This window comes from Bradyrhizobium sp. (genome assembly GCF_036735945.1).
Taxonomy (GTDB): domain Bacteria; phylum Pseudomonadota; class Alphaproteobacteria; order Rhizobiales; family Xanthobacteraceae; genus Bradyrhizobium.
Window position 1 is genome coordinate 1 of record NZ_DAINNI010000014.1, and the last position, 17,946, is coordinate 17,946.

Below are 17,946 nucleotides of genomic sequence, written 5' to 3' on the forward strand. Positions count from 1 at the left end.
TGATTTATAACGACCGGGTGTCTTCAAAACCCGCCAATCCGCGAAGACGGGTTAAAGGGGTGAACCACGCGGCGGCCGGCCATTCGATCAAGCGAGCCAATGCCGCAGGGGCGGTGACACCTAATCCTTCGTCCCAGGCCCGGTCGCAAACTGCGGGAATTTCGCCGCGACGATCGGGCCGTCGGCGCGCCAGGAATGGCAGCCGCCGATGAAGAACGGACGCTTGCCGGAGGTCTGCTGGTTCTCCAGCGCGTCGCGGCCCTCCGGCTGCTTGCCGTGCGACATGGTCTGGTACAGCGTGGTCACGGCGGGCCCGAGCAATTCCATCAGATGCGTGCAGGTCTCGATCCGGCCGATCTTGCGCCGCAGGATCTCGCGCCAGCCCGGGCCGATGCGCTCGCCGACCAGGCGCGCCAGGATCGGCTCGACCTCGATGCAGGTCGGGTAGGGCGTCTCGCGCATCATGGCCTGCGCTTCGCGGATGGTCATGCCGTCGTCAATCGCGAGCCGCAGGCCGATGTCGTGCACGGGATCGCCGGGCTTCAGTTCGCCGCGAAACTGGTCGGCGGATTGGAGGAACGGCTTGGTGTCGCGCAGCCACGCCTCGACTTCCCAAAACCCGTCGTCGCGCAGGAAGCCCTCGCAGATGACCGAGCGCGTATGCATCGGGCGGCGCCGGCGGGCTGCGTGCCCCTCTGATGTCAAAGCCATTGGTTTTTCCTGTTTCGAAGCCGAAGCGGCCGGGCGGTCTGCGCTTCAGCCGAATGTGACGATCATCTTGCCGAGCGCGGAGCGCGACTGCATGGTCTTGAATGCCTCGCGGAAATCCGCGAACGGCACGACCTTGCCGACCACGGGCTGCAATTTTCCCGAGGCCAGCCAGTCGAACAATTGCGTGATCAGCCTTGCGTGGGTCTCCGGCTCGCGCCGCTGGATTTGCGCGAGGTCGACGCCGAGCAGCGCACCGCCCTTGAGCAGCGGCAGGTTGAAGGCCAGCGCGGGGATGGTGCCCGAGGCGAAGCCGACGACGAGATGACGCCCGCGCCAGGCGATCGAGCGGAACGCCTGCAGCGCTACTTCACCGCCGACGGGGTCGAAGATCACATCCGGCCCATGTCCGCCGGTGAGTTCCTTCAGCGTGTCGCGCCAATCGGCCTTGGTGTAATCAATGGTCTGATCGGCGCCGAACCGGACCGCGAAATCACGCTTCTCCGCCGTCGAGGCGGCGGCGATCACCCGTGCACCCATCAGCTTGCCGAGCTGGACCGCGGCAATGCCGACGCCGCCGGCGGCGCCGAGCACCAGCAATATCTCGCCGGCCTGCAGCGCGGCGCGGGCATCGAGCGCGTAAAGTCCGGTCAGATAATTGGCCTGAAACGAGGCGCCGGCCTCGAAGGGGACCTGCGGCGGCAGGGGCTTGAGCGCCGCCGACGGCACCGAGATATATTCGGCGAGCGCGCCGGACCTGACCATGCCGATCACCGGCGTGCCCGGCCTGAACGCGGTGACGTCGCCGGCCACGGCATCGACGATCCCGGCGAACTCCGTCCCCGGAATGAACGGCAGGGGATCCCTGGTCTGGTAGAGCCCTTGCACCTTCAGCCCGTCGACGAAGCCGACCGCGGCGGCGCCGACCTTGACGCGGACATTGCCGCTGGAGACGCCGGGCGTTTCGATCTCCCTGATCGAAATACCATCGATGGAATCATAGTTCTCGACAAGGACGGCCTTCATGCAAATTCTCTCATGCGTTTTCTCGTCCCGCGCCAACGACTTGCGTCGGCGTATTAAGATGCGTGCGGGGCCAGGGTAACTCTATTCGGCGGCCTCGGCCTGCCGGTCGATCGCCAGCGCGCCGTCCTTGATCAGGGGAATCAGATCGCGGCCGATCGCCATGGTGTCATGCGGATTTTCGAAGCCGCGCAGCAGGAAAGAGTGGATACCGAGCCGGTAATATTCCAGCACCGCCGCCGCGATCTGCTCGGGCGTGCCGACGAGGCATGACGTATTGCCGGGGGCGCCGGTGGCCCGGGCAATTCCCATCCACAGCCGTTCATCATGGACGTCGCCGCGCGCGGCATAGCCGAGCAGGCGTTCGGCGGAATGGTTGGTCGGCTGCGGCGCCGCGCCGGTCTTGCGCTCGACATCCGCAAGCAGGGCATTGGCCTTGTCCCACGCCGCGCCTTCGGTCGCCGCCATGATCGGCCGCAGCGACATGTTGAAGCCGACCTGGCGCCCGAAGGCCGCCGCGCGGCGGCGGAAGTCCTGCACGCGCTCCCGCGTCTCCTTCAGCGGCTCGCCGAAGATCGCGAACACGTCGCAATGCCTGGCGCCCATTTCCAGCGCGCCTTCCGACGAGCCGCCGAAGAACAGGCTGGGGTAGGGCTGCTGATGCGGCTTGATGTCGGAATAGCCGCCCTCGACCCGGTAGAATTCGCCCCTGTGATCGATCGGGCCGTCGCTGGTCCAGAGTTTTCGCATCACCTCGAGATATTCGCCGGCGCGGCGGTAGCGGTCGTTCTTGGGCAGGAAGTCGCCTTCGCTGGCCTGGTCCGCGTCGCTGGTGCCGGCGATGATGTGCAGCGCCATCCGGCCCTGCGTGAGCTGGTCGAAGGTTGCGATCTGCCGCGCCGCCAGGGCGGGGGCCACCGAACCCGGCCGGTGCGCGATCAGGAACTTGATCCGCTCGGTGTGGTCGGCCGCATAAAGCGCAATCGCAAAACCCTCGGCGGCGGAGGCGTAATACCCGACCAGGACGGCATCATAGTTCCACTGTTCGTGCAGGCGGGTGAAATCGACCACCCATTGCCGGGATATCTGTCCCTTGATCAGGTGAACCGCAATGCCTTCCTGCTGGGTGCCGATCATGCCGATGATTCTTGCGGGCATCGCATCTCCTCGGGTCTTTTTGCTTTGGACCGAATGAAACGCGCATCGCCGTGCGAATGCAAGCACTTAGCGATTTGTGTTTAGGCGTCGCCTTCGCGTTCCGCGCCCGCCGCCACCGCTTCGCCGTTTCTGCGCCGTGACAGGGCGGATGTGATGTTGCGCTCGGTCAGGTCCATCAGGCGGTGCATCGCGCGCCGCGCGCCGTCAGGATTGCGCGCCCAGATCTCGTCGAGGATCGCGCGGTGGAAGGGCAGGCTCTTGCGCGGCGCGCCCGGGTTCAGCGTCGACAGCTCGAACGACATCCGCAAGGCGGCCTCGACGGTGGCGCCGAACGCGACCAGGAATTCGTTTCCGGTCGCGGTCAGTATGCCGCGATGAAAGCGAAGGTCGGGATCGGAATAGGCGCGGCTGTCCATGCCGGCGGCATCCATCTCGCGGTAGGCGCGCTCGATGCGGGCGAGGTCGGCATCCGAGCCGCGCTCGGCGCAGATCGCGCACGCTTCCGGTTCCACGATCCGGCGCACCTCCGTGAGCTGGCGGGCGAATTCCTCGCTTCTGCGTTCCGCCCAGGTCCATTCCAGCAGTTCGGCATCCAGCATGTTCCAGTTGATTCGCTCGCGGACATGCGTGCCCGCCTTCTGACGGGCGGCGATCAAGCCTTTTGCCTTGAGAAGGGAGAGCGATTCCCGGATCGAGGTGCGGCTGACCTCGAATTGCGAGGCGAGCTCGATCTCGCGGGGCAGGGTCCAGCCCTCCTGCCATGCGCCGGTCACGATCAGCTTTGCGATCTCGCGCGCGACATGGGTGTTGGACTGGCGGGATTCGGCGTCCCTGGGCAAAGCGAGACCCTCAAGGCGATGAAAGAATATTGTCTGCTTTATTGGATCACGATGTCAATCCATAGCAATTTTCTCGTTGGTATCTGAACGTCCTTCCTTTGACATGCGATTTTATGTCGGTCATATTATCCAAAAAACAAACAGGGAGGCTGCCGTGACCCACAACAATTCCAGCCGTCGCCTCAGCCGCCGGAGCCTGCTGCAGGCCGGCGCCGCCACGCTCGGCGCCGCGGCGTTTCCGATGCCGGCGATTGCGCAAGCCAAGCCCTTTGCCGGGGTCACGCTGCGCGGCGCGTCGTTCCAGCACCGCTTCTTCACCCTGCTGCAGAACTACATTCCGGAGTTCGAGGCACAGACCGGCATGAAGGTCGATCTGCAGCTTTCGGCCTTTCCGGTCTACAACCAGCAGGCCAATCTCGAACTGTCGTCGGGCGGCTCGGCGTTCGATTTCGTCAACGTCACCTTCATTCTCGCCGCGCGCTGGGTCGCGGCCGGGCTGCTCGCCAATCTCGATGAATTCACGTCCGATCCCAACCTGACGCCCGCGGAATGGAATCCGAAGGATTTCGTCGAGGGCGCGCAGGTGCCGTACCGCGACGCCAAGGGTGCGACCTACGGCTATTCCTGGGAAGGCGGCGCCATGGTGATGGGCCTGTCGCGGATGGACCTGATGGAGAAGAAGGGCCTCAAGATTCCCAAGACCTTTGCCGAGCTGCAGCAGGTATGCGCGGAACTTAACGGCACCGACAATGTCAACGGCATCGTCAGCTTCCAGCTCCATCACTGGTGCCTGCCGCCCTACATCCAGGGTTTTGGCGGCAACATCTTCCGCAACCCGCCCGCCGACATCATGCCGGCGCTGAACTCGCCGCAGGCGGTTCAGGCGGTGGAGTTCTATTCTAATCTCCTGAAGAACTACGCGCCGAAGGGCGTGCTGACCTATACCGAGGACCAGGCGCGGCAGGCCCTGCTCACCGGCCGCTCCAACATCTTCATTCACTCCAGCGCCTGGATCACGCCGATCCTGATGTCCAGCGAGAGCAAGGTGAAGGAGACCTCGCGCGTGGTGCGGATGCCGGCAGGGCCGGTCAATGATTTCCCGGCCGCCAACAGCCAGGGGCTGGGGATTCCCAAGAACGCCAGGAACAAGAAGGCGGCGTGGGAATTCATCAAATGGGCGGTCAGTCCGGAAATCTCGATGCGGCTGGTCAAGGAGCACGGCCATTCCTCGGTCTGCCGCCGTTCGGTGATCGAGAGCGAGGAATATCGCAGGCTCAATACCGTCAATGGCCAGGACCTCGGCGCGCTCTATCTGGAAGTGCTGGGACTGCCGGCCAAGGGCCAGAACTACATGGCCTATCGCACCGTGAAGGAATTCCCGATCGTCGGCGACGTCCTCAACAAGGCGTTCGAGCAGGTGGCGACCGGGCAGCTCGCGGCCGGGCCGGCGATGAACGCCGCGCAGGAACAGGCGATCGCCAATCTCCGCCGGGCCGGGACGACGCTTTGAGCGAAAACACACTGGCCGACGCCGCGCGTCGCCGCTTCAATAAAGTCGCGCTGGCGCCGAGCCTGATCGTGCTGTTCGCGATCGCGGGTCTGCCTGCGATCTATCTGGTCGTGACCAGCCTGACGCCGTTCCAACTGGTCAATCCGGGTTCGGCGACCGATTTCTCCTCGCCCTTGCGCAATTATCGCCTGCTGCCCGACGATCCGCGCTTCGTCAATTCGCTGTGGGTGCAGGCGAAGCTGTCGTTCTGGGGCGTCCTGTTTCAGGTCCTGCTCGGCATGCTGCTGGCGCTGCTGTTGCACACGCAGTCGCGTTTCGTGGAGTTCGCGCGCACCTTCTTCCTGATCCCGATGGTGCTGCCGCCGATCGTGGTGGCCGTGATCTGGAAGCTGATCTATACGCCCGACATCAGCCCGCTCTATTACGCGGCCAGCCTGCTCAACATCACCATGCCCTCGCTCACCTCGAGCGTCGACTTTGCGCTGACCGCGATCATCATCGCCGATACCTGGGAATGGCTTCCCTTCACCTTCCTGATGGTGCTGGCCGCGCTGCAGACCATTCCGGACGAGTTCTCCGAAGCCGCTCTGGTCGATGGCGCCAACCGGCTGCAGATCTTCTATTACGTCACGCTGCCTTTCATCGCGCCGGTCTTGGTGATCTCGGGCATGTTCCGCCTGATCGACAGCGTCAAGGCGTTTCCGCTGATCTTCCTTTTGACCGGGGGCGGGCCGGGCAGCGTCACCGAGGTGACGAATTACTACGCCTATCTGCTGGCGTTCGATTTCAACGAGATCGGGTATTCCAGCTCGGTCACGGTGGTGCTGCTGCTGCTCGTCGTCGTGGTCTCGTTCGGCGTGGTGTGGATGGGCCGCCGCCGGGAAACCACGGCATGAGCGGCGACAGCGGTCCGATCCGCCATTCGGCAAGCTGGGGCCGGCTCGCCGCGATCGGCGTGACGCTGCTGGTGCTGCTCTCGCCGTTTCTCTGGCTGCTGCAGATGAGCTTCAAGTCCAACGACCTGATCCTGCAGTTTCCGCCGCCCCTGATTTTCACGCCGACGCTGCAGAACTACACCTCGCTCTGGCAGGGCGCCTTCCCGGCATCCTTCGTCAACAGCCTGATGAGCGCCTCGTTCTCGACCGCGCTGGCGCTCACGCTCGGCGTACCCGCGGCCTATGCGCTGTCGCGCTGGACCGGGCGCGGCCGGCACGCGCTCAGCTTCGCCATCCTGGTCACGCGAATGGCGCCGCCGATCGCCTTTACGATTCCGTTCTTCCTGTTCTATCGCTGGATCGGCCTGCTCGATACCGTGACCGGGCTGGTGCTGGTCTACACCAGCTTCAACCTGCCGCTCGTGATCTGGATGATGCAGCCGTTCTTCGACACGGTGCCGCCGTCGCTGGAAGAGGCGGCGCTGGTCGACGGCGCTCCGATACGGGTGATCTTCCTCGAGATCATGCTGCCGATGGTCGCGCCCGGCATCGCGGCCACCGCGATCCTCTGCTTCCTCTACGCCTGGAACGACTTCTTCTTCGCGCTGATCCTGACGCGGACAAATGCGCGCACTGCGCCGGTCGCCGTGGTCAACTTCATGAACTACGAGGGCTGGGAGTGGGGCAAGATCGCCGCCGGCGGTTCGCTTGTGATGGCGCCGGTGCTGATCTTCTCGCTCGCGGTGCGCCGTTATCTCGTGAGCGGGCTGACCGCCGGCGCGGTGAAGGGATAGGGTGGGCCGTGCAGCTTCCGACCGGGGCTTCGCGCTTCGTCTTCATTTTCGCCCATCCGGCCGGGCATGTCGGCGCGCCGCGTCATTACACGCCTTACTTTCAAGGCGCCGGGCTCGACTGGCACATGGTGCCGCTCGACATCGCGCCGGAAAATCTCGCCGCGACGATCCGCACGCTTGCGAAATCGCCGAGCGTCGCCGGCTTCAACCTCACCATGCCGCACAAGCCCGCGGCGTTCGAACTCTGCGATGCGGTCGGTCCCGCCGCCGAGTTCGAGGGCGTGGTCAACACCATCCGGATCGAGCCCGGCGGACGGCTGGTCGGCGAATCCTTCGATGGCGGCGGCTTCCTCAATGCCGCGCGCGAGGCCGGGATTTTTGATCCCGATCGCCGCTGCGTCGTGATCGGTGCGGGCGGCGCCGGCCGCGCGATCTGTCACGCGCTCGCTGCGGCCGGCCTCAGGCGATTGCGCATTCTGAACGAAGCGCCGGGCCCGGTCGAAATCCTCGCCGCGAAACTTCGCAGCCGTTTTGCCGACCTCGACATCAGGCTCGACGAGAAATTCGACGACGCCGGCCTTTTGGTCAACGCCACGTCGCTTGGCCTGCACGAGACCGACGCCATGCCGATGAATCCCGCGCGGCTGCCGGATGATTGCGCGGTGTTCGATATCATCGCCGCGCGGCGGACCGAGTTCATGCAGGCCTGCGCCGCGCGCGGCCTCAAGGTGGTCGATGGCGTCGCGATGATCAAACACCAATTGCCGCTGCAGACGGCATTCTGGCGTGGCGAGGCGTGAACTCAGCGCGCGCGATTGAACTGGGGGCGCCGGTCCGCGCCCGCACAATCCCGGGTCTGCGCTGCGTCAAACTGTCAAAGAGGGCCTCGAATCGGCCTTGCGTCGGCTTGGTCCGGCTGCGATTGATATTGCTGAAACCTTGTCCTCGACCCGTAGAAGAAGAGATCGATGAGCCACCTGATTGTCCGCGCCGGTGAATTCACCTTCGAGGCCCGTTTCGAGGAGCAACTTGCGCCGAAGACGGTCGCCGCGTTCCGCAAGGCGATGCCGTTCGAGAGCCAGGCGATCCATGTCCGCTGGAGCGGCGAGGGGGTCTGGATGCCGCTCGGCGATCTTGATTTCGGCGTCTCCTACGAGAACCACACCAGCTATCCGGCGCCCGGCCAGATCATTCTCTATCCCGGCGGCATCAGCGAGACCGAAATCCTGCTCGCCTATGGCGGCGTGCATTTCGCAAGCAAGATGGGCCAGCTCGCCGGCAACCACTTCATTACCCTGACCTCGGGACTGGAGAACCTGACCGCTTTCGGCAAGACCGTGCTGTGGAAGGGCGCGCAGAAGATCCGCTTCGAGGAAGTCTAGGCATGGCCGCGCCGTCTTATCCGCGCGACTTCCGCGGCTACGGGCGCAACCCGCCCGATCCGAAATGGCCCGGCGGCGCGCGCGTGGCCGTGCAGTTCGTGGTGAATTTCGAGGAGGGCGGCGAGAACAATATTCTCGACGGCGATCGCGCCTCGGAGGCGTTCCTCTCCGATGTGCTGGGCGCGCAGCCCTGGCCGGGCCAGCGCCACGCCAATATCGAATCGATGTTCGAATATGGCTCGCGCGCCGGTTTCTGGCGGCTGTGGCGGATGTTCACCGAGCGCAACCTGCCGGTCACCGTGTTCGGCGTCGCCAGGGCGCTGCAGCGAAATCCCGATGTGGTGGCGGCCATGAAGGAGGCCGGCTGGGATATCGCGAGCCACGGTCTGCGATGGATCGAGCACAAGGACATGTCGGTGAGCGAGGAGCGGACCGAGATCGCGTCCGCCATCCGCATCCACACCGAGGCAACGGGCGCGCTCCCGCTCGGCTGGTACACCGGACGCTCCTCGATCAACACGATGCGGCTTCTGATGGAAGTTGGCGGCTTGCTTTATCTCTGCGATTCCTATGCCGACGACCTGCCGTACTGGATCAAGTCGCGTGGCTTGAAACCGCATCTGGTCATTCCCTATACGCTCGACGCCAACGACATGCGCTTCATCAACCCGCAGGGTTTTGGCGGCGGGGACGAATTCTTCAGCTATCTGAAGGACGGTTTTGACGTTCTTTACCGGGAAGGCGAAACCGCGCCGAAGATGATGTCGGTCGGGCTGCACTGCCGGGTGGTCGGGCGTCCCGGCCGGGCCGCGTCGCTGATGCGCTTCCTCGATTACATCCGTCAGCACGAGCGCGTCTGGGTGCCGACGCGGCTTGAGATCGCGCAGCACTGGCACGCGCATCTCGCTTATCTCGCCGACGATGCGTTCGACATTGGGTAGGTCGATGCTCGGCGACGAGATCGTGGGCCGCATCAACCAGCTCGGGACGATTTCCGAGGCGGCGGAGCATCTGGCGCGCGTCTTCCTGTCGGCCGAGCACCGCATCGCCGCCGATCTCCTGATGTCATGGATGGAGGATGCCGGCATGGCCGCGCATCTCGACGGCATCGGCAATGTCTGCGGGCGCTATGAGGGCAACCGGCCCGGCCTGCCGTGCCTGATGCTGGGCTCGCATTACGACACGGTGCGCGACGCCGGCAAATGGGACGGACCGCTCGGGGTGATCACGGCGATTGCCTGTGTCGCCGACCTGAACCGGCGCGGCGTGCGGTTGCCGTTTGCTGTCGAAGTCGTCGGCTTTGCCGACGAAGAGGGCGTGCGGTTTTCCTCCACGCTGCTCGGCAGCCGGGCCATCGCCGGAACGTTTGACGAAGCCGTGCTCGACGCCCGCGACGCCAGCGGCGTCTCCATGCGCGAGGCGATGGCGCAGTTCGGGCTCGACTCCGGCCGAATCGGCACGGCGGCACGAAAGCGGAGCGAACTGCATGCCTATGTCGAACTGCACATCGAGCAGGGGCCGGTGCTGGAGCAGCGGAACCTTCCTGTCGGCGTGGTCACGGCAATCGCCGGAGCGACGCGGCTGGCGGTGAGCCTCTCCGGCCTGGCCGGCCACGCCGGCACCGTGCCGATGGCGCTGCGGCGCGACGCACTGGCCGGCGCCGCCGAATGCATCGTCGCGGTCGAGCAGTTCTGCGGGGACGACGACGCCGGCCTGGTCGGCACAGTCGGTGCCATCACCGCAATGCCCGGCGCGACCAACGTCATCCCGGGGCGCGTCTCGTTCACGCTCGACGTTCGCGCGCCGACGGACGACCACCGCAGGCTTGCGGTAGCCGGGATCGTGCGGCAGATCGAGGCGATTGCGAAGCGTCGTGAACTCTCGCTGCAGGTCGATATCACCCACGAGAACCGCACCGTGCCCTGCGCGTCGTGGCTGAAAGCGCAGGTCGCGGAAGCGGTCGCGGCCGAAGGTTATGCCGTGTTCGAACTGCCGAGCGGGGCAGGGCATGACGGTATGGCGATGATCGATGTCGCAGATGTCGCCATGCTGTTCGTGCGCTGCCGTGGCGGCATCAGCCATAACCCGGCCGAGCACGTCGCATCGGCCGATGCCGACGCCGGCGCATGCGTGCTGCTGCGCTTCATCGAGAACTTCCGGCCGCTGCCTAGTTCGTGAGCAGTTGCACGTCCGGCAAGCGCCGGACGCGGAACGCGTCGGCGCGGCATCCGCAGTTCAACGAATTGAAACAACGATCGAATTCGCCGTCGTTCATCGCATGCCGCCATTGTACACAATGGCATGCGCCTTGCTTGCCCTCTTGTCGAGAGTTCTCGTTCGGGGCGCGCAGGTCATGGCGAACTCAAGAAAGCTCGCTGCGGAGCCGGAGCCGATCGAGCTCGATTGGGCGGCGACCGCGCTCCTCATCATCGACATGCAGCGCGACTTCATGGAGCCGGGCGGTTTCGGCGAGACGCTCGGCAATGACGTCAGCCAGCTTGCCCGCGCGGTAAGGCCGATCGCGGCGGTGCTGGATGCGGCGCGCGCGGCCGGCATGCTGGTGGTTCACACCCGCGAGGGCCATCTGCCCGATCTCTCCGATGCGCCGCCGGCCAAGGTCGAACGCGGCGCGCCGTCGCTGCGTATCGGCGATCCCGGGCCGATGGGGCGCATCCTCATTCGCGGCGAGGCGGGCCACGACATCATTCCCGAGCTCTATCCGACCGGCGGCGAGATCGTGATCGACAAGCCGGGCAAGGGCGCGTTCTACGCCACCGAGCTTGGCGATGTGCTGCAGCGCCGCGGCATCGAAAATCTGCTGGTCTGCGGCGTCACCACCGAGGTTTGCGTCAACACCACCGTGCGCGAGGCCAACGACCGCGGCTACCGCTGCGTCGTGCTGGCGGACGGCTGCGCATCCTACTTCCCGGAATTCCACGAGATGGGCCTGAGGATGATCAAGGCCCAGGGCGGCATCTTCGGCTGGGTCTCCGATTCAGCCGCGGTGCTATCGGCGCTCTTACCGGAGATTTCAACAGCGGAAACGGGGACATCACGATGAGCACGAGCGGGACAGGGACTGCAGGCACGTCAGGATTCAAGCCGGTATTATGGACGCCGGGCGACTGGAACGCGCTGTTCGGCTTCGGCACCAACATCCTCGTCAACATGCTGGTGCTGACCGGCTTGCTGCGTTTCGTGCTGAAGATGCCTGACAGCATCGTGTTCGGCCGCATCCTGCCGGCGCTCGGCCTGATGATGTGCCTCTCGACCTTCTATTACGCGTGGCTTGCCTACAAGCTCGCGCAGAAGACCGGCCGCGACGACGTCTGCGCGCTGCCGTCGGGCGTCAGCGTGCCGCACATGTTCATCGTCACCTTCGTGATCATGCTGCCGATTACGCTGAAGACCGGCGATCCCCTCAAGGGCTGGTCGGCGGGCCTGGTCTGGGTGTTTTTCCAGAGCTTTATCCTCATGCTCGGTGGCTTCATTGCGCCTTACATCCGCAAGATCACGCCGCGCGCGGCGCTGCTCGGCACGCTTGCCGGCGTCTCCGTCACCTTCATCTCGATGCGGCCGGCGCTCGAAATGTACATGACGCCGCAGATCGGCCTCGTCTGCTTTGCCATCATCCTGGTGAGCTGGTTCGGCGGCGTGAAATATCCGAAGGGGATTCCCGCGGGCCTCGTTGCCATCGCTGCCGGCATGCTGATCGCGTGGGGCTCGAACCTGTTCGGGCTCGGTCTCGGCGGTTTGAGCCTGAAGGGTCTCGGCGATGCCTTTGCCAATTTCGGCTTCTCGGTGCCGCTGCCGGCGTTCGGCCAGGTGTTCTCCGGCTTCGAATTCCTCGGCATCATCCTGGTGACCGCGATTCCCTTCGGCATCTACGATCTCGTCGAGGCCATGGATAACGTCGAGAGCGCGGAAGCCGCCGGCGACGAATATCCGACCACGCGCGTGCTGACCGCCGACGGCGTCGTCAGCCTGATCGGCTGCCTGATGGGCAATCCCTTCATCAACGCCGTCTATATCGGCCATCCCGGCTGGAAGGCGATGGGCGGCCGGATCGGCTATTCGGCGGCGACCGGCCTGATGGTCGTGCTGCTGTCGTGGTTCGGCATCATCTCGGTGCTGCTGGCGCTGGTGCCCGTCGTCGCGATCTCGCCGATCCTGCTCTATATCGGCATGCTGATCGGCGCACAGGCGTTCCAGACCACGCCGGTCAAGCATGCGCCCGCCATCGTGCTGGCGCTGACGCCGCATCTCGCGGCCTGGGCCAAGCTGCAGATCGACACCATGCTGGCCTCGACCATGACCGCGGCGCAGACGGTCGGCGGTCTCGCCGCCGACAAGGTCGATGCGGTCAAGGCGGCCGCCATCGCCGCGCTGCCGCAGCAGGGCGTGATCTATCACGGGCTGGAGGTGATGGGCGGCGGCTCGATCCTCGCCGGCCTCGTGCTCGGCGCGATCGGCGTCTTCGTGATCGAGCGCGATTTCATGAAGGGGTCGGCGTTCGCACTGGCCGGAGCCGTGATGACCTATTTCGGCTTCATGCACGGCGAAGCCGTCGGCATCGGCGGCGGTCTCGGCGTCACGCCGGGCGTGGCGCTGGCCTACGCCGTGATGGCGGCGGGGCTGTATGCGCTGGCGAGGAGCGGCGAGGGCGTCGCCTACAGCGCGCACACCGAACCGGTCGCCGCACCCGCGGAGTAATTGATCCTCATGGTGAGGAGGCGCGTTAGCGCCGTCTCGAACCATGAGGCCACAGACGGGCCTTCATCCTTCGAGACGCCGCTTCGTGGCTTCTAAGGATGAGGGAGATGACGGCGCTATCCCTTCACAAACGCCAGCATCGTGCCGTTGCCTTCTGCCGGCGGCACGATCACGCCGCCGGCGCTCTTGACGCCGACCGCGCCCAGCGCCTTCTCCGCGGCTGCGACATCAGCGACGATCACGAGCCCCGCGCCGCCGCGCTCGGGCAGGCCGGCGAGCGATACGCCGGGATAGCGCCTGGCGATCTGCTCCTTCGTCAGGAACACGAAATCCGCGCGGTCGCCGCCGGAGGGCACCGCGACGGCGCCATCCGCCTCGCCGCGCGTCTCGCGGTCGATCATTTTGGCCAGATGCGCCGCTTCCCTGGCGGGCTCCGGCGCGACCATCAACACCTGCTTCAGCCGTTTCGCGCCATTGGCGTGCTTCATCAGTTCGGGAATCCACACCGTCTCGCGCGTCTTGTGCTGGCAGGCGAAGATACGCACGCCGCCGGGCGATTCCGCCGTTGGCCACTGGAAGGTGCGGAATTTCGCCGCCGACACCGTACCGTCGGGCATCGTCACCGGACGTTCGAAATCGGTCGGGCCGACCGGCGGATAGCCGCGCGCGCGGATTTCTTCCGCACCTTCCGCGGAGTCCACCGCGGTGAACGCGATGCGCTCGATGCCTTCGCCGTTCTTCTCCAGATAGGCCCGCGCCGGAGCATTATGTTCCGTCGGATTGAGCACGCCGAGCAATTCCATGTAGTCAGGATCGAACATGATGGTGTAGTTGCCCGACCCCATATGCGCGCTGTGGGTGCCGCGCGGCGACACGGTGAAGCCGAGCCGCTTGTAGTTTTCGGCGGCCTTGTCGAGGTCCTTCACCATGATCACGGCGTGATCGATCCCGATGACGTTCTTGAGTGCCACTCTCTTGTTTCCCTGGAGCTGGTTAGGGGACTAAACTAAGCAGAACGACCAGTTGCCTGCAAGGAAGGATCCCGATGAATACGAGTAACGTCCGCTGGCCCGATTCACTGTGGGCGGCCGTGACGCCTTCGGGGCCCGAATTGCCCGAACTGATCGGCACGCAGCAGGCGGACGTGATCGTGATCGGCGGCGGTTTCACCGGCCTTTCCACCGCGCTGCATCTGCGCGAGGCCGGCGTTGACGTGGCGATCGTCGAGGCCGCGGAGCCCGGCTGGGGCGCCTCGGGCCGCAACAACGGCCAGGTGATCCCGACGCTATCGCGGCCCGATCCGGAGGATATCGTTGCAAAGCACGGCGAGACCGGAGAACGTTTTGTCGGCATGCTGCGCGACAGTGCTTCGTATCTGTTCGACCTGACGCGGCGCTACAAGATCGACGCCGAGGGAGAACAGGAGGGCTGGGTGCAGCCGGTGCACTCGCCCGGCCGCATCAAGATCGCGGAGCGGCGGGTGCGGCAATGGTCGAACGTCGGCGCGCCGGTCGAATTGCTGTCGCGCGAGCAGATGCGCGACATGCTCGGCTCCGACGCGTGGTACGGCGGCTTCTGGAACAGGACCGGCGGCCATATCAACCCGCTGGCGCTGGCGCGCGGCCTGGCCCGCACCGTGCTCGATCTCGGCGCACGCATCTACGCCCGCTCGCCGGCCGAAAGTTTCGAACGCCGTGGCGACCGCTGGGTGGTGAAGACCGCCAAAGGCGAGATTTCCGGCCGCGCGCTTGTGATGGCCACCAATGCCTATAGCGGCGAGTTCTCGAAATCACTGGTGCCGGAGATCGCGCACGAGGTGATGCCGGTATTGTCGTGGCAGATGTCGACGCAGCCGCTGTCCGATAACGTCCGCAAGACCATCATCCCGGGACGGCAGGCGATGTCGGACACCCATGGCGAACTCTATTTCGCGCGTTATGACGCGCGAAACCGTCTCGTCACCGGCGGCGCCGTACTCGGCCCCGGCAACAAGGTGGAGCGGATCAAGGCGCGCGTCACCGAGCGCCTGCAGCGGCTGTGGCCGCAGATCGGCGAGGTCTCGTTCGATTATGTCTGGAACGGCTATGTCGGGATGACGGCGGACTTCCTGCCGCGCATCCATCGTCTCGGGCCGAACGCCTATGGCTGGACCGGCTGCAACGGCCGCGCCATCGCGCTGACGATGCCGCTCGGCCGCGAATTGGCGAAGGCCGTGCAAGGCGTCCCGGAAAACGAGCTGGCGCTGCCGTTCACGGCGCCGATGACATACGTGGCGCACGGCCTGCTGCGCAAGATCGCGCCCTGGATGCTGGTGCTTTACCGGTATCGCGATGCGCAGGAGCCGGTCAAAGGCGACCGCTTCGAGTTGCTGCGATGGGCGGAATATTTCCTCGCTTCGGCCAATAAGAGCGGAACGTCACGCTCCAGCTAACCCCGCTGTATCGTGCTCCCGAGCAAACTCACCGCCGGGAATCGAGTCCAGCAGCGCCTGCGTATAGGGATGCTGCGGATTGCCGAACACATCGGCCGCGCGGCCGTGTTCCACCACCGCGCCATCCTTCATGACGGCGACGAGGTCGCAGATCTGCGCGGCGACACGCAGGTCATGCGTGATGAAGACGATGGAAAGCCCGAGCCGCTCGCGCAATTCGCTGAGCAGTTTCAGCACCTGTGCCTGCACGGAAACGTCGAGCGCGGAGACCGGCTCATCCGCCACCAGCACATCAGGCTTCAGCGCCAGCGCGCGCGCGAGACCGATGCGCTGGCGCTGGCCGCCGGAGAATTCATGCGGATAGCGGTCGCTGGCGGAGGGATCTAGCCCGACCAGCGCGAACAGCTCCCTTGCACTGGCAAGTGCCTCCGCCCGCGGCGTGCCGTGTACCATCGGGCCTTGTGCCACCAGTTCGGCCGCTTTGCGGCGCGGATTGAGGGAGGCAAACGGGTCCTGGAACACCATCTGGATATGGCGCGTCTCGCGCCTGACCTGTTCGCGCGACAGCTTTGCCCAGTCGTTGCCATCGAGCTCGATCGAGCCGGTGTCGGGATCGATCAGCCGCACGATGCAGCGTGCCAGCGTCGACTTGCCGGAACCGGATTCGCCCACGATGCCGAGCGTCGCGCCGCGCGGCAGGCTGAGCGACACGTTCTTCACGGCCGGCGTCACCCGCGCGCCACGTCCCAAAAACCCGCCAGTGCGGTAGGTTTTTGAAACATCCGTGATTGCCAGAATATTGTCGGCGGCAAGCACGCGCGGCGGCGGCGCCTTCAGCGGCGGTACGGCGCCGACAAGCTGCTTCGTATAGGCATGCTGCGGCTGGTGCAGCACCTCTGATGCCGTGCCCTGTTCGACGATCACGCCATGCTGCATCACCACGACGCGGTCGGCGATCTCGGCGACGACACCGAAATCATGGGTGATGAACATGACCGCGGTCCTGCGGCGCTGCTGCAGGTCGCGGATCAGCTTCAGGATCTGCGCCTGCGTGGTGACATCGAGCGCCGTCGTCGGCTCGTCCGCGATCAAAAGCTTCGGATCGAGCGCCAGCGCCATCGCGATCATGGCGCGCTGGCGTTGCCCGCCGGAAAGCTCGTGCGGATAGGCTTTAGCTGCCAGCTTCGGGTCGGGAATGCGGACATCAGCCAGCAGCGCCAGCACCCGCCCGTTGATTTCGGCTTTCGACAGATCGGTGTGGATCGAATACATCTCCGCGATCTGGTCGCCGATGGTGCGGAGCGGATTGAGCGCCGTCATCGGCTCCTGGAAGATCATCGCAATGCCGTCGCCGCGCACCTCGCGCATCTCGGCGGGCGACACCGCGCAGAGGTCGCGGCCCTCGAACATCACCCGGCCGCCGTCGATCGTCACTTCATTGGGCAACAGCCGCATCACGGCATTCGCCATCATCGACTTGCCGGAACCGGACTCGCCGACCACGCAGAGGATCTCGTTCGAGGCAATGTCGAGCGACACGTCCGTGAGCGCATGGGTCCGGTCGGCGCCGGCGGGCAGGCTGACGCTGAGGCGATCGAGCGAGAGGATGGTTTCGTTCCCGCTCATCGGCTCTTGAGCCTCGGATTGAGCGCGTCGTTGAGGCCCTGGCCGACCAGCGACACCGCGAGCACGGTAACGAGGATGGCAATCCCCGGGATCGCCGAGACGTACCATTGCACGCGCAGCACGTCGCGCCCGAGCCCGATCAGATTGCCCCATGACGCGACGTTGGGATCGGACAGCCGCAGGAAGGCGAGCGCGCTCTCCAGCAGGATCGCGACCGCCATTACCACGCTGGCATAGACGATGACCGGGGGCAGCGCGTTGGGCAGAATCTCGCCGAAGATGAGCTGGATGTTCTTCATGCCGAGCGTGCGCCCGGCCTGGACGAATTCACGGTTGCGCAAGGAAAGAAACTCGGCGCGGGTCAGGCGCGCCGGTGCCGGCCACGACACCACGCCGACCGCGATGGTCACGGTGGTCAGCGTCGAGCCGAACACGGCGACCAGCACCAGCAGCAGCACGAAGTTGGGCAAGGTCTGGAACGCTTCGGTAATGCGCATCAGCACATTGTCGACCCAGCCGCCGTAATAGCCGGCGAACGCGCCGACGAGGATGCCGATCAGGATCGCAATCGCGGTGGCGATGCCGCCGATCAGAAGCGATATCCGCGCGCCGTAGAAAATCTGCGCGGCGATATCGCGGCCCGAATTGTCGGTGCCTAGCAGGAAGCGCGGGTTGGAGAACGGCCAGACCAGCGGCCGGCCGGCGAGCGCCAGCGGATCGCGCGGATAGAACCAGCCGGCGGTAACAGCCATCGCGATCACGACCAGCAGCAGGATCAGGCCCGCGACCGCGGCGGGACTCCGGAAGTATCGCTTGACCGCATCCAT

General features: G+C 65.3%; 17 protein-coding genes. 10 read left to right on the forward strand and 7 right to left on the reverse strand.

The features are described 5' to 3' along the window. Positions 1-120 precede the first annotated feature (120 nt). The 4 genes from V7E26_RS07375 to V7E26_RS07390 form a co-directional block, all read right to left on the reverse strand. On the reverse strand, positions 121-711 hold the full coding sequence (locus tag V7E26_RS07375; RefSeq protein ID WP_324414783.1) for a DUF2889 domain-containing protein: 591 nt from the start codon (positions 709-711) through the stop codon (positions 121-123). A 45-nt stretch (positions 712-756) separates the two neighbouring features. Next, positions 757-1,734 (reverse strand): NADPH:quinone oxidoreductase family protein, encoded by a 978-nt coding sequence (locus tag V7E26_RS07380; protein WP_324414784.1) that lies wholly within the window; start codon positions 1,732-1,734, stop codon positions 757-759. A gap of 81 nt (positions 1,735-1,815) precedes the next feature. Continuing rightward, entirely contained in the window at positions 1,816-2,889 is a 1,074-nt protein-coding gene (locus V7E26_RS07385; RefSeq protein ID WP_324414785.1) for an LLM class flavin-dependent oxidoreductase, read from the reverse strand. A gap of 80 nt (positions 2,890-2,969) precedes the next feature. Further along, the gene (locus tag V7E26_RS07390) at positions 2,970-3,728 is read right to left on the reverse strand and encodes a FadR/GntR family transcriptional regulator (RefSeq protein ID WP_324414786.1); all 759 of its coding nucleotides are present in this window, start codon (positions 3,726-3,728) and stop codon (positions 2,970-2,972) included. A 154-nt stretch (positions 3,729-3,882) separates the two neighbouring features. Here V7E26_RS07390 and V7E26_RS07395 point away from each other — a divergent pair, with 154 nt between their 5' ends. From V7E26_RS07395 to V7E26_RS07435, 9 genes are all read left to right on the forward strand, one after another. Beyond that, positions 3,883-5,238 carry an ABC transporter substrate-binding protein gene (locus tag V7E26_RS07395; RefSeq protein ID WP_324414787.1) on the forward strand — a complete coding sequence of 452 codons (1,356 nt, stop codon included), beginning with the start codon at positions 3,883-3,885 and terminating at the stop codon, positions 5,236-5,238. Continuing rightward, positions 5,235-6,134 carry a carbohydrate ABC transporter permease gene (locus tag V7E26_RS07400; protein WP_324414788.1) on the forward strand — a complete coding sequence of 300 codons (900 nt, stop codon included), beginning with the start codon at positions 5,235-5,237 and terminating at the stop codon, positions 6,132-6,134. The genes V7E26_RS07395 and V7E26_RS07400 overlap by 4 nt, the downstream gene beginning before the upstream one ends. Further along, on the forward strand, positions 6,131-6,967 hold the full coding sequence (locus tag V7E26_RS07405) for a carbohydrate ABC transporter permease (protein ID WP_324414789.1): 837 nt from the start codon (positions 6,131-6,133) through the stop codon (positions 6,965-6,967). Before V7E26_RS07400 ends, V7E26_RS07405 begins: the two co-directional genes overlap by 4 nt. A gap of 8 nt (positions 6,968-6,975) precedes the next feature. Continuing rightward, positions 6,976-7,767 carry a shikimate dehydrogenase family protein gene (locus V7E26_RS07410; RefSeq protein ID WP_324414790.1) on the forward strand — a complete coding sequence of 264 codons (792 nt, stop codon included), beginning with the start codon at positions 6,976-6,978 and terminating at the stop codon, positions 7,765-7,767. A 168-nt stretch (positions 7,768-7,935) separates the two neighbouring features. After that, positions 7,936-8,349 (forward strand): DUF3830 family protein, encoded by a 414-nt coding sequence (locus V7E26_RS07415; RefSeq protein ID WP_324414791.1) that lies wholly within the window; start codon positions 7,936-7,938, stop codon positions 8,347-8,349. Between the two features lie 2 nt (positions 8,350-8,351). Next, positions 8,352-9,290, forward strand: a complete 939-nt coding sequence (gene puuE / locus V7E26_RS07420) for an allantoinase PuuE (protein ID WP_324414792.1) — start codon at positions 8,352-8,354, stop codon at positions 9,288-9,290. Continuing rightward, positions 9,271-10,527, forward strand: coding sequence for an allantoate amidohydrolase (locus V7E26_RS07425; protein WP_324414793.1), 1,257 nt, complete (start codon positions 9,271-9,273; stop codon positions 10,525-10,527). Before puuE ends, V7E26_RS07425 begins: the two co-directional genes overlap by 20 nt. A 175-nt stretch (positions 10,528-10,702) precedes the next feature. Next, entirely contained in the window at positions 10,703-11,410 is a 708-nt protein-coding gene (locus V7E26_RS07430; RefSeq protein ID WP_324414794.1) for a cysteine hydrolase family protein, read from the forward strand. Next, positions 11,407-13,062: a regulator gene (locus tag V7E26_RS07435; protein WP_324414795.1), complete on the forward strand. Its 1,656-nt coding sequence runs from the start codon at positions 11,407-11,409 to the stop codon at positions 13,060-13,062. Before V7E26_RS07430 ends, V7E26_RS07435 begins: the two co-directional genes overlap by 4 nt. Before the next feature lie 116 nt (positions 13,063-13,178). Here V7E26_RS07435 and V7E26_RS07440 read toward each other — a convergent pair whose 3' ends face one another. Continuing rightward, on the reverse strand, positions 13,179-14,033 hold the full coding sequence (locus V7E26_RS07440; protein WP_324414796.1) for a VOC family protein: 855 nt from the start codon (positions 14,031-14,033) through the stop codon (positions 13,179-13,181). A 74-nt stretch (positions 14,034-14,107) separates the two neighbouring features. Between V7E26_RS07440 and V7E26_RS07445 the strand changes: the two genes are divergently transcribed. Beyond that, on the forward strand, positions 14,108-15,493 hold the full coding sequence (locus tag V7E26_RS07445; RefSeq protein ID WP_324414797.1) for an NAD(P)/FAD-dependent oxidoreductase: 1,386 nt from the start codon (positions 14,108-14,110) through the stop codon (positions 15,491-15,493). Here the strand turns inward: V7E26_RS07445 and V7E26_RS07450 are convergent. Beyond that, a complete protein-coding gene (locus V7E26_RS07450; RefSeq protein WP_324414798.1) occupies positions 15,479-17,119 on the reverse strand; it encodes an ABC transporter ATP-binding protein in 1,641 nt (546 codons plus the stop codon). The genes V7E26_RS07445 and V7E26_RS07450 overlap by 15 nt on opposite strands. Beyond that, positions 17,116-17,946: an ABC transporter permease gene (locus V7E26_RS07455; RefSeq protein WP_324414799.1), complete on the reverse strand. Its 831-nt coding sequence runs from the start codon at positions 17,944-17,946 to the stop codon at positions 17,116-17,118. Before V7E26_RS07455 ends, V7E26_RS07450 begins: the two co-directional genes overlap by 4 nt.